Annotated in this window: 10 protein-coding genes; 5 read left to right on the top strand and 5 right to left on the bottom strand. The window is 25.3% G+C overall.

Features of this window, described 5'->3' with window-relative positions:
• Positions 1-73 precede the first annotated feature (73 nt).
• From AAQM_RS12220 to AAQM_RS12205, 4 genes are read right to left on the bottom strand one after another with little or no spacing between them, the layout of a single operon-like run.
• A complete protein-coding gene (locus AAQM_RS12220; RefSeq protein WP_129095202.1) occupies positions 74-670 on the bottom strand; it encodes a deoxynucleoside kinase in 597 nt (198 codons plus the stop codon).
• A complete protein-coding gene (locus AAQM_RS12215) occupies positions 660-1,646 on the bottom strand; it encodes a dCTP deaminase/dUTPase family protein (protein WP_129095201.1) in 987 nt (328 codons plus the stop codon). The genes AAQM_RS12220 and AAQM_RS12215 overlap by 11 nt, the downstream gene beginning before the upstream one ends.
• On the bottom strand, positions 1,628-2,593 hold the full coding sequence (locus AAQM_RS12210; protein WP_129095200.1) for an adenylosuccinate synthetase: 966 nt from the start codon (positions 2,591-2,593) through the stop codon (positions 1,628-1,630). Before AAQM_RS12210 ends, AAQM_RS12215 begins: the two co-directional genes overlap by 19 nt.
• Before the next feature lies 1 nt (position 2,594).
• Entirely contained in the window at positions 2,595-4,622 is a 2,028-nt protein-coding gene (locus tag AAQM_RS12205) for a ribonuclease H-like domain-containing protein (protein WP_129095199.1), read from the bottom strand.
• A 154-nt stretch (positions 4,623-4,776) separates the two neighbouring features.
• Here AAQM_RS12205 and AAQM_RS12200 point away from each other — a divergent pair, with 154 nt between their 5' ends.
• From AAQM_RS12200 to AAQM_RS12180, 5 genes are read left to right on the top strand one after another with little or no spacing between them, the layout of a single operon-like run.
• Positions 4,777-5,448, top strand: coding sequence for a TnsA endonuclease N-terminal domain-containing protein (locus tag AAQM_RS12200; protein WP_129095198.1), 672 nt, complete (start codon positions 4,777-4,779; stop codon positions 5,446-5,448).
• Positions 5,435-7,321: a Mu transposase C-terminal domain-containing protein gene (locus tag AAQM_RS12195; RefSeq protein WP_129095197.1), complete on the top strand. Its 1,887-nt coding sequence runs from the start codon at positions 5,435-5,437 to the stop codon at positions 7,319-7,321. Before AAQM_RS12200 ends, AAQM_RS12195 begins: the two co-directional genes overlap by 14 nt.
• Positions 7,322-7,324: 3 nt before the next feature.
• Complete coding sequence (locus AAQM_RS12190) at positions 7,325-8,194, top strand: TniB family NTP-binding protein (RefSeq protein ID WP_129095196.1); 870 nt, start codon at positions 7,325-7,327, stop codon at positions 8,192-8,194.
• Between the two features lies 1 nt (position 8,195).
• Positions 8,196-9,392 carry a TniQ family protein gene (locus tag AAQM_RS12185; protein WP_129095195.1) on the top strand — a complete coding sequence of 399 codons (1,197 nt, stop codon included), beginning with the start codon at positions 8,196-8,198 and terminating at the stop codon, positions 9,390-9,392.
• Positions 9,393-9,395: 3 nt separating this feature from the next.
• Entirely contained in the window at positions 9,396-9,854 is a 459-nt protein-coding gene (locus AAQM_RS12180; protein ID WP_129095194.1) for a hypothetical protein, read from the top strand.
• Between the two features lie 35 nt (positions 9,855-9,889).
• Here the strand turns inward: AAQM_RS12180 and AAQM_RS12175 are convergent, their stop codons facing one another.
• Positions 9,890-12,952, bottom strand: coding sequence for an ATP-dependent helicase (locus AAQM_RS12175; RefSeq protein WP_129095193.1), 3,063 nt, complete (start codon positions 12,950-12,952; stop codon positions 9,890-9,892).
• Positions 12,953-13,016 lie beyond the last annotated feature (64 nt).

Raw genomic sequence — 13,016 nt, 5'->3', positions numbered from 1 at the left:
TACATATTAATGTATATATTAAAAATTGATAATGACTAATTAAAATACTTTCTAGTTTTTCTATCTGAATTTTTTATAATAAACTATTAATTTCATCTTTTATTAAGCTTATAATGTGCTTCTTATCATTTTCATTATCTACAAAATTATACTTTTCACTATCAATTGTTAATATTTTATTTTCTTTTTTTATATCTTTATTAATAGCATTATTTAAAAGTTCTAAAAAAGAAAGTTCTATATTTGTTTCAACAGATCGATTTCTATTTTTAATTCTATTTAGTTCTTCATCTGCACTACATTTTAAATATATGATTAATTCAGGTGTTGAAATATCATTATATATTTCTTGAATTAGTTGTAGATATAATTCCAATTTTTTACCTGTTAATCCTATCATTGCATATGCATGGTCTAAAAGAAGAGAATAGTCACATATTAATAAGTTAGATTGATTTAATTTTTTTATTTCATGATAATGCTGAAGAGTGAAAGAGATTTCTGTTTCAAAAATATACTTTCCAGGATTTTCATAGAAAGGTTTCCAAAAAGGATTTTCTTCAAAATTTTCATATATAGGTGTTCCTAAATTATTATTTTCAAGTAATTTTGTAAGAGATGTTTTACCTGATGCAATACCACCACAAATTTCAATTCTTCTATTCTTCATTTTTTTTAACTTTTGTTAATTTTTCCTCAATTAATTTTAATTTAGCATTTAATTTTTTAATTTCATCTTCATTTTTTAATAACTGTTCTTTTTGAGAATCAACTAAACTTATAGTAGGTGTTATTACATTTGCTAATAATGTATACCCTGAATAGATAATTCCACCAATAGCAATTACAGCTGCAATAACTGTAGCAAATGAGATGAGTTTTACTGCACTATGTGCAGCTTCTGCATCTTCTTTAGCTTGTTTTGCATCTTCTTTTGCTTTATCCATAGCATTTGGAATTGCACTTTGAATACTCCTTAATTTATTTGCTGATTCAAAATAATCATCTGCTGTATGATTTAATAAAGATTTAAATTCACTAAAAGGTTTATCTTCTTTAAATGGACTTAGTTTAGTGAATTCTATCCATATTAATCCATCTCCAGATCTCAATATATACTCATTTGCAGTTAAATTATGAATAGGTATCATAATTCTACCTTGAAAACCAGGGTCGACAACAGGCCCAGTTCCTAATAATAAACCTTTATGTACTAAATCAATTTTTAAATTAAATCTAAATGCTATATAATATGGAACTCTAAAGACTGTTGAAATATGTATATATATAATTGCATTAGGTTTTAAAATGAATATATCTTTTTTATCTTTAGAAAGAGTTTTCTTTTTTCTACTATTATTCTCCCAATAATGAATATCTCCATATAATGGAATTCTGTAGGTTGCTGTTTTTAAATTATCTCTTTCATAAGGAAAAATCATTCCAGTTTTATTTATATATTTATCAATATCATAAGGATTTAATAATGCGGGAGATATTTCAGGATATGGATCTTTAATTTTATAATAATCATATTTATTTTGTGCAATATCATTTTGATCTTCAAGAGAAAGTTTATTTATCTCATTAGGTCTTAATTCTTCTAATAAACTTTTATATTGTAAAGTTATATGCTCGTTATACATTGATTATCTAACCCTATATAATTAACTTTTTGTGCAATTGATTCTTCAATCTCTTTTAAATATTTAATTCTATCTACTTCATTTATATAATCAAGATGATTTAGAACTATATTTGTTGGTCTATTTGCGATTATTGCCTTCTTAACAATTTTTGAATCAAATTTAGCAATTCTACGCATTTTTTTTGTAACAGAGGTAAATTCAGGTAGTTGCTCTAACTCATCCCAAGAAATTTCATTTTCTAATTTACCTGAATTACCTTCAACTCTAATAGGATACGTTCTTATTACAAGAATAATATCTTCAACATCAAAAGGACTTAATCCAACCTCTGATAAGAAGCCTGCTGCTGTTGTATCCCTAGATGTTGTGAATGGATAATGTGGAGAATGTATTAAAGAAAGTCCAAAGCCTTGAGTACCTTCAATAATAATTTTTTCTTTTTTAATTATTCTTTCAAATAAAAACTCTTTTGTATTGCTTATAAAAGGTTTTAATTCTTCAACATCTTTTGCAAGTTTAGTTGACTTATTTCGTTGTATTCTTCTAAGTACACTTTGCCCTGTTCCACTTAATGTAGAACCAATTTCTTTTCTTAATACTGAAGAAGCTTCATTTTCTAGATCTTCATTTGTAATAATCATGGCATTTTCATCTATTAGTAATTGATCATTAGAAATTTTTGTTAATTTTATTTCTTCTTTTAATATATTTAAATCAATATAACTTCCTGCACTTAATACTGAAATAGAATTTGGTAAAATAGCAGTTGTTGGTAATTGCCTTAAAATAAACTTATTATTGTTTTCATCAACTACAGTATGGCCAGAATTAGTTCCTCCAACTCTTACTGCTATTCTGATATTTTTTTCTTTTGCAATACAATATGTTACTTTACCTTTACCTTCTCCACCATATTGTCCACCAACTACAATTGTTACACTCACTTTATTTTTGCTCCTCTATTATTTCATAGACTTTATCTTTCAATACTTCAATAGATTCATTATTATATATAATATTATTGGATAAAAGCTTTAACTTAGGTATGTTTATTTCGGAATCATTTGAAATAGCTTTTAAATAGTCTTCTTTTGTGTTTCCTAAAGAAATATATCTGGCTTCTTTTAATTTATCATCTGCTTCGATAAACAAAAAATTAAAATCAAAACCGTACATTTCAAAAAAGAATGTATAGTCTTCAGGATATCTTAAGCCATCGATTACAACATAATTGAAGTCTTTTATAGTTTCAAAAAGTTTTTTTGAAAACTCTGTTTGCTTTTTACTCATTTCTAAACCAAGGGCTTGAAGATTATCTCTATTTACTATTTCACCTTTTTCTTTAAGTATGTCTTTGAGTATTTGACTATATCGAGTATATTCATATCCCTTATCTTTTAATATTTCTGCAGCTGTTGTTTTACCAGAAGCTATTTGTCCACCAATTCCAAAAATTTTTCTGGGATTATTTTTGGCTTTTAAGTTTGGAATAATCATTAAGTTTTCTTTTAAATCACCTATACCTTCATAATCTCCACTTAAAAAAAACATCCCAACTATTGCTGAAGTAATTGCATCAATTTCATCATGACTAACTTCTTTTTTTAGAAATTCACCTTTTAGACCAAACTTACCTAATCCTTTTTTTAATAAATCAAGGCTAACTTGTTTTCTAGGCAATCCTATAATATCCTGAACGACACCAGGATAACTTTCTATTGTAGGAAAACCCAATTTTCTAAGTTTATCAGCTAGTTCTATTCCCCTTTTTGTCAGTTTTTGCATACTTGGTAATAAAGTAGGATAGGCATTTACTCCTCTTTTTTTTAAAACACGTTCACAAACTCTTAAAATACCAAATTCATCTCTTCCTGGATCATCATCAAATACAGAAATTCTACCAATGGGTAATGATAGAGGTGAATCTATTGAAACTAAATCTGGTTTAAATTTTAAGATACATTCAATCATATCTTTATCTGTCCCTATTTGCATAGTTTCTATATTATTGTTATCCATTAAACATACACCTGTAAGTCTTTCTTCACTACCTGTTAAATCAATACCTACAATTTTTATATTTCTATTTATTCTTGATGAAAGTTCATTATATTTTAATGTTGATTTAGGGTCAAATGGTATTTTATTATTTTTAACAAACTCTTTTATTTCTAGTTTTTTTAATTTTGATTTTTTACTTGTAAATTTATATGGTATTTTAAAATATTTTTTTAGAATAGAATTTTTATGAATTTCTTTAATTGAATAATCAAGTATTGCTTTCATTCCTTCAATATCAGAATGATTGTAAGCTATAAGCTTCTCTAGAGAGGGTTTATTCCCCCATTTATACATATCCCATAAAATTGTAGCCATATATCCATCTGTATTTTTTAATGATTTATTCCTTTTAAAGTTTATTTCATCTTCAATTTTCTTTTGACCACCTGATAGTCCAACTCTTTTGGAAAAAAATCTTAAATCAATATGGCATTTTGGGATATTAATATGTGGAAATTCTTTTTTTATAAATGGTATATCAAACATAGAACCATTAAATGTTACAATGATTTTAGCTTTTAGCATATCGTTTTTAAATTTTTCTTTATCTGAAATCCCATTTACATAATAATTGTATTCATCACCAATACTCCATCCAATCATTGTAATGTGGTCATAGTAATGACTTAAGCCTGTAGTTTCAATATCTAAAAAAATTACATCTTCAGGAAAAGAAAGTGCTAATCTGTAGTATTCATTATTTGGTAGTCCATTAGTAAAAAACTGTATATCTCTAGTATTATATGCATTTATAGATTCATAAAGCTTTGATGATTTAAAATCAAAGAAAAGGTTATCTTTTTCATAGTAGTTTTGATATTCTTCCCAAGATAAAATATTTTTATCCCATAATTCTTTCTCTGATTTTTTTCCTATTTTATCTAAATGAATGAATGTTGATTGAATATGCATATTTTTTTAACCAATATTTAATTTCAATTATAATAGCTAAATTTAAATTAATGATATATAATCATATTAAATATTAATAATACGAAGAAAAATTTTAATATTTTAATAAAAGAATATTTATACTATAATTTATTAAAATTACTTTGGATAAATTATGTATGATGATGCAATAACTTTTGGACAAAGACAAATTAAAAAAAGCTATCGTTCTGTAACGGGACATTTCCCAAGTGTTAAAAACAATAGATCTATTGGGTTTGACTCTTCACTTGAAAAAACACTTTTCCTTTCTTTAGAATTTGATAATACTGTAGAAACTTACCGAGAACAACCAAGAATTATGATAATTAAAAATGGTAAACCACAAAAGTATGACCTAGATTGTTTTGTTAAAAGATGTAAAAAATCAAATCTAAAAGATGCACTTATTGAAGTTAAATACTTAAGTGAATTTGAAAAAAATAAAGATATTTATGAAAAGAAATTTAATGCTGCAAAAATAAGATCTGATGAAATAGGTGTAGATTTTAAATTTCTAACAGAACTAAATTTTAATGAAATTTATATATCAAATATTGATTTTTTGTACAGATTTATTCTTCATCCTTCTGAAGATAAGTATGATGATATTATATTAGATGTCTTAAAAGACAAAAAAATGACAGCACTTGAAATTGCGAATTTAATTATGAAATCTCAAAGTGAGTATCAAATAGTTTCAAATAATATTTGGAAACTTGTGGCTCAAAATATTTTAAAAACTGATTTAGAAAATGAAAAAGTCACGATGAAATCTATTGTGGAGAAAAATAATGGGAGTAATTAAATTTAATATAAACTCAAAAATATTTTATGAAGATAATGAATATATTATAAAAAGTTATCCTTCTGCTGATAAAGTTTTATTAAAAAAGAGTATTAGTCCCTATGAAGAAATAATTGTAAAAGTAAATGATTTAATAAAAAATTCTAAAAATGCAAATGAACCTGAAAAATCACAAGTTGAATATGGAGATAAAGCTCTAGATAAAGCAAATGAAAAGTATGAAATAATTAAACCTTTACTTGAAATGGAGAAGAGAACAGCTAAAGATGTAGAAAAACGAGCTAAAAAATTTAAAAAAGGTATGGCAACTCTTTATAGATGGATTGAAACTTTTGAGAAGTTTGGCACAGTTAGTTCCTTAGCTGGAAATAGAGAAAATTGTGGAGGTAAAGGAAAATCTAGATTTCCTCAAGAAACAGAGGCAATTATAAATACAATAATCAATGAAGTTTATTTAGATGACCAGCAATTGCCATTTTCAAATATTTATAATGTAATTGCAAATGAATGTAAAAAATTTAATGTTCAGATTCCTAAAAGAGGAGCTATAAGGAATCGGCTTAATAACATTAATCCTAAATTAATTGCAAAACATAGAAAAAATCTTAGTGTAAGAGAAACTAGAGGAATGCCTGGGAAATTTCCTGAAGTAAAACTACCTCTAGATATTATACAAATTGATCATACTAAAGTTGATGTAATTTTAGTTGATGAGGAAACAAGAGAAGAAATAGGAAGACCATTTATCACTGTTGCTATTGATATGTATAGTAGAATGATTTATGGATTTTATATTTCATTAAATGCACCAAGCTATTTTAGTGTAGGGCAATGTTTTTTAAATGCAGTATTACCAAAAGATGATTTTCTGAATCAACATGGTATTACAGGAGAATGGCCTGTATATGGATTGCCTCGCAAAATTCATATGGACAATGGAAAAGATTTTAGGTCAATAAGTTTACATGGTTTTTGTAGTGAATTTGGTATAGAAGATATCTATCGTCCAGTTGCACGTCCTGAATTTGGTGGGGCAGTCGAGCGTGTTATCGGTACTTTTATGAAAAAAACACATCAATTACCAGGAAGTACTTTTTCAAATATATTTGAAAGAGGGAAATATAAATCGGGTAAAAAAGCAGCAGTAACTGTTTCTGAATTAGAGAAGTGGTATGTTGATTTTATAGTAAATGTATATCATAAAACTGTACATAGTTCTTTAGGTATGACACCTGAAGAAAAATTTTATCAAGGTTTACTTGGAGTTGGAGATGAGAAAGAAATACCATTTTTACCAATAGTACCTGCTGATACTATAAAATTTAGAATGTCCTTACTACCAAAAATAAAAAGAAGTGTCCAAAAAAATGGGATAACTATTGATTATATTACTTATTTTTCTGAAACTCTTAGAAAATATATAATTCCATCTCAATATAAAAAATTAAAACCTGATTTGATAAATGAAGTTGAGTGTAGAAGAGATCCAAGAGATATTAGTAAAATCTATGTTTATGATGAAGATATTAAAGATTATATAATAGTACCATATGCAGATATACGAAGACCAGCTATGGATTTAACAGAATTAAGAAGATCTATAAGTGAAGCAAAAAAAGCTATTACAGGAAGGGAACTTGAACCTCATGATATTTTTGAAGCTCACGAAAGATTAAATCAATATATTTTGGATGCTAAAAAAGAAACTAAGTCTGTTAGAAGACAAAAAAGTACGAAAAAACATCAAGAGAAAACAATGGAATATGAATCAAAAGTATTAGATGTTACTCCTAAATCTCAATCTAAATTAAATTTAGGAAAACAATTTAATGAAGAAGATGATAGTGATTATGAAATCTATCCAATAGGCTAATTTATGAATGAAAGAAATTTAACAAATGAAGCTTTTGAATATTTAAGTAAAAGTGATGAAGAAAGAATTATATATTGTAAAAAAGATCATTGGATTGGATATGGTTCAGCTGTAAAGTTAGTAGAGATTTTAGAAGATAAATTTTTAGACCCACCTCAAATGAGGCATGAGGGATTACTTATTTATGGTGATTCAAATAATGGTAAAACAGCGATTTTAAAAAGAATGTATGAATTGCATAAGACAAAACTTGATTATGCTACAAAAGATGGTGAAGCAATTTATGAAATACCTATTATATATTTCCAAGCACCAACAGTTCCTGATGAAAGTAGATTATATAGCCTTATTTTAGATGAGTTATGTGTTCCTCAAAAAAGAACAGATAAGGTTGTTGTAAAAGCTAATCTTGCAAAACATTTTTTGAATAAACTTGGTACAAGAATGATTTTAATTGATGAAATACATAGTGCATTAAGAGGAAATCTAAATAAACAAAGAACTTTTATAGATGATTTAAAACAGTTAAGTAATAGTTTATCTCTAACAATTGTTTTAGCAGGTACAAGAGAAGCATATTCAGCTTTATCAATAGGAAATGAAACAAGTACAAGATTTCCAGCACTTGAACTTCCTAGATGGAATAATGATAGAAAATTTAGGTCATTTGTGGCAACTTATGAAAAATGTCTACCTCTTAAAAAAGCTTCAAATATGGCTGATAATGTTGAATTATTAAATGCTTTATTTTATCAATCAGAGGGATTGATAGGTAAAGCGGTTAATTTACTAAAAAAAGCAGCTATAAAAGCTATAAAATCAAAAAGAGAATATATTACAGTTGATGATATAGAGTATTTACCAAAGTTGTAACATGGCAAAGAAAAAAAGAAATAATGCTTGGGTTCAAGACTATTTCTTTTTAATAGTACCACAACCTTTGGAAGATGAACTTTTAAGCTCTTGGCTTACAAGAGTTGCCCTTGAACATAAAAGACAACTTTCTACTTTTTTGACTCTTTTTGTAAAAAAAGAGGGTAGTTCTATATCTAGAACAGATATAGATTTTTTGTATGATGAAAAATTATATGAAGCTATAGTAAATAAAAGTAATTTGAGTAAAGAAGATATTTTTAAAATGTCTCTTCGTAGTGAAGAAGGTTATCTTTATTCATGTAGTGCCAATAATTTATATCCTCCAAATCAAATAAGAAAATTACTAGATAAAAGAAACCACTATGGTTTGATGTATTGTCCAAAATGTTTAGCTGAGGATGAAATCCCATATTTTAGAAAAAAATGGAGATATCAATTCTATAATGTTTGTACTAAACATGAAATATTTTTAACTGATAGATGTTGGGTTTGTTATGAAAAGATTAATTTTTCAAAAATAAAACATAATAAAAATTTAGCGGTTTGCAGTAAGTGTGAAAAAGATTTAGGCACTACACTTTTTATAAAAATTCAATCAAACTATAAATATGGACTAAAAGCTGTGAAATGGTTTGAAAAAGGATTGGATAGAGGTTATTTTATAATCCATAATCAAAAAGTTCATTCAGTTTTTGTATTTGATAGTTTTAAAAGATTTGTTTATTTACTCGATAGAAAAGAAAATCTGATTTTAGATGATTTTCCTTTGATAAATGAATATAAAAATCTTTGTAAAAAACTTGAAAATTACAATTCTAAAAAGGCAAGTATGATTTATAAAGATTTCTTCCTAACTGCAATGATTTATTTTTTATTCCAAAATCTTCCAGTTAATTTCCAAAAATTTGTAAAAGAAAATCATATTACTTATAGAGATTTTTTACATGGATTTAAAGATGCTTCTTTTTGGTATAAAAATTTGATACTTGATTTAGTGCCAATAGAAAATAAAAAAGGCAGAGAAATAGTTGAAAGTGAAGTTATTGGAGCAATAAAATATTTAAAAAGCATAGGCGAACGAGTAAATATTATAAATGTTGCTGAAATAGTTTGTTGTCATCCTAGTATTCATAAAGGGTTTAATAAAATTTATAGAAAGATATTTAAAATAAGTTATAATTATGTAAAAAAGTAAAATATGGACAGTAAAGAATTAAGAATTAAAATTTATGAAAGACTTGGTTTAGAGTTTGGAAGTTTATCTTCAGAGGGTGGTAATGACTGGGTTAGAGCTGAAAAAGAAGTTTTAGAAGAATATAGACAACAAGAGTTTGAAAAATTAAAGGATATGAAGTCTGTAGATTATTTAACTGTTGACAAAAATAGTGATGAGTTTATTTCTGCTATAAATACAACAGCTTTAATTGCTCAGAATTATAAGATTATTATTGCACAAAGAAATGATTTGAGTATGGAAGATATTGATAAATTAATTGAAGATGGAAATAAAGATATTTTAATTAATTTATCTCGATATCAGAAATTGAATAATAGCCAAATTGAAAGAATTCTTCTTAAAGCTACATATTTGTGTAAAAAGTATCTTTTAGAAAAGCAAGATTTATCAAAAAATATAAAAGAGAAGATATCAATATAGTAATTATTTCTAATATCTATATTGATGTACTTTTTTTATATACATAGAGACTTATATTTACATAAATCACAATATTTTGGTTTATTACATTTTAAGAAATTAGAAGTTTTTATTGAATCAACTGAATCTCTTATTTTTATTTTTAAATCTTCCAATTGAGTATTATTAATTAATTTAGGATTATTATGATTTCTGTCCTTATTATCATAATCTAAATTAAAAATTTGCGTTGAAGTTGCATTTTCTCCTGTTAATTCTTTATATCCAATTGCATAAAGATTTAACTGATTATTAGTTAATTCATCTGTTATTTCTTTGTCATCATTATTCTTTGGTACTTTTGTTTTAAAATCAACAATTACTGTTTCAAAATCATTATAATTTTTTTCATTTTTTATTAGATCTACTTTACCTACTATTAATATATCATCATTAATTTTATATTGAATGTCTTGTTCAACATATTCTACTCTTAAACTATCCTTAATATCAGAATGATAAGATTTTAAATTTTTAGTTAACTTATTTTTTAAATCACCTGCTAATAAGTCTGATTGATAAGGGAAATAAGTTTGTCTATCAACTATATCATTGATTTCTACGTCAGTTAAAACTTCTTCTTTCCCTCTACGAATATGGTATTCCATTAATGCACTATGAAAAGATTTTCCATAACCCATTCTTCTATTTAATGGTGTACAAAACCCATAAAGTGAAACTAATTTAAACTTATATGGACAGTAAAAATAATCACTTAATGTTGTAAAATCTAATTGCAGATTATTTCTATCATTTTTAGCCTGTTGTTTAATTTTTATATCATCTGGAAAAATTTTTGTATTATTTGAATCAATTAAGATATTTGGAGATTCCATTTCTTTTATAAATCTTGAAACCTTTTTTGCCATTTTATTTACTGGAGCCTGGGATAAAAATAAATATTTTTGACTTCTAGTTATAGCAACATAAAATAACCTTCGTTCATCTTCTTTTTTAGCATCAATTTTTAATTCCTCTAGAGGCTTTTTGAAATCATCTGGTAAAAAATGTATTTCACTTGTTCCTCCCATATTTGAACCGGGAAGAAAGTTTTCATTTAAGCCAGGAATAACTACAACAGGAAATTCTAGTCCCTTTGCTTGATGGATAGTCATTATTTGAACAGCATTAACCGTTCTAAATGTATTATTTACCCATCCTTCTTCATAATAATCTTTAGCACCATGTTCTAGAAATTTTAAAAAATATTCTAAGTATTTATCTGGACAAGTAGTTGTAAAATTAACTTCTTCATAATCATTTATTACCTGACTAAATTTTCCTAAATTAAAAAATATTATTTCTACTTGAGATTTAGTTTTATTTTGTTGAATAGAATCTTCATTAAAATTTGTTACTTCAAAAAAGTTTTGAAATATTTCTTGAAGATTATATTCCCAATCAAAATTTAAGAATTCATTATCTAACCCAATTTTTCCATGAAAAAGTCCTTTAAAAGGCAGCATAGTAATTAGTCTCTTTTCCCCTTCAAATAATTTATTTATTAAAAAATCTTTTGAATTTATAAACTCCCATTTACTAAACAATTCATTTTCACAAAATTTTAATAATTCATTTTCATTATCATTTAATTTAGATAATAACTTTTCTTGTAAAATTTTTAATATACTTTCTTTAGAATAATCTCCTTCTTCAATATTAACTTTTTCTTTATTTTGTCTTTTTTTTGTATTATTAATTATTTTTTGTAAAATATCTTTATATTCAGTGTTAATTTCTGAAGATATTTGATCTATATATTTTTCTGCAGTTTTAGATAATTTATTTAAATATTCAAATATTCCAACAGATGCAATTATTTCTTTCTGTTCAAACAAATTTGTAACTCCAGCTGTTATATAATCGATTCCACATTCATCAAATACTTTTGTTAATGAATTTATTCTTTTTTTATATCTCACTAGAATACATATATCAGAATAGGTTATACCCCTTGGTTCTTTTTTATTTTTAGACTTTAAACCTTCATCATAAAATGGCATTCCTAAAACTTCATCTTTAATATATTTTGCAATACCTTTATCTTCATCATCAACATTAGCATATTGATTAAATAAAATATCTTTTCTTTTATATTCTTGGTTCCCTGCAGACTCCATATTTTTTGGAAGTCTTTTTTCATTATTTTCTATTAACGTGCTTGCTAATACTACAATTCCCTCAGAACTACGGAAATTTTTTGTTAAATAAATATCTTTAAAATCTTTTTTAAAAAAATTTCTAATGTAAGTATTATTACTTCCTCTCCACTTATATATATTTTGATCATCATCTCCTACAACAATAATTTTGCACTGACTTATATCACATATTCTTTTAATTAATTTATTCTGAATATTATTTACATCTTGATATTCATCAACAATTAAATATTTTATTTTTTTTGCAATGTATTTAGTTAATTCATTATCTTCATTTAATGCATCCAGTGTTTTCGTCAGTAACATTGTAAAATCAAGATATTTTTTATCTGTTAAACTTTTTTCATATTTAACTATTGCATCCTTAATATACTCCGGAGTAATTTTAATTAAACCTTGTTCTCTGATAATATCAATGATATTAAGAAAAATGTTCGTATGTTTAAATCTCCATAAATCACTACCATGTTTCATATGTTTTAAATCTACCATTCCATTAGTATAATAATATTTATCGACAAATAACTTAAGTTTAATTTCACTTAAAACTGAATAATTTTGATATTTAGTAAATAAATAATCTTGAAGCACTTTTAAACACCATCCATGAATTGTTCCTACAAACATTTGTGCAATTCCATGTTTAGAATCTATTTTACTTACAACTCTACTTTTTAATTCATTTGCAGCTTTTTCAGTATATGTAAAGGCTATGATATTTTCTGGTTCAATTTTAGGGTTTTTTGAATTCTCTAATAAATATTTAATTTTTCCAACTAATGTTTTCGTTTTTCCTGATCCTGCACAAGCAATTATCCTAAGATTGTTATCTGAAGTAATTGCTTCTTTCTGCTCATTTGTATATTGTTCTAAATCTTTTTCTTCAAATGAATTCATAATAATTCTCCTTTTATTAGTACTTAATAATATAGAAAAAATTATTTTATTTAGATTAGAAAAA

It is taken from the genome of Arcobacter aquimarinus (genome assembly GCF_013177635.1).
Lineage (GTDB): Bacteria > Campylobacterota > Campylobacteria > Campylobacterales > Arcobacteraceae > Aliarcobacter > Aliarcobacter aquimarinus.
Note: the sequence above shows the minus strand (reverse complement) of the source record. Positions and strands in the feature narration are given on the sequence as shown.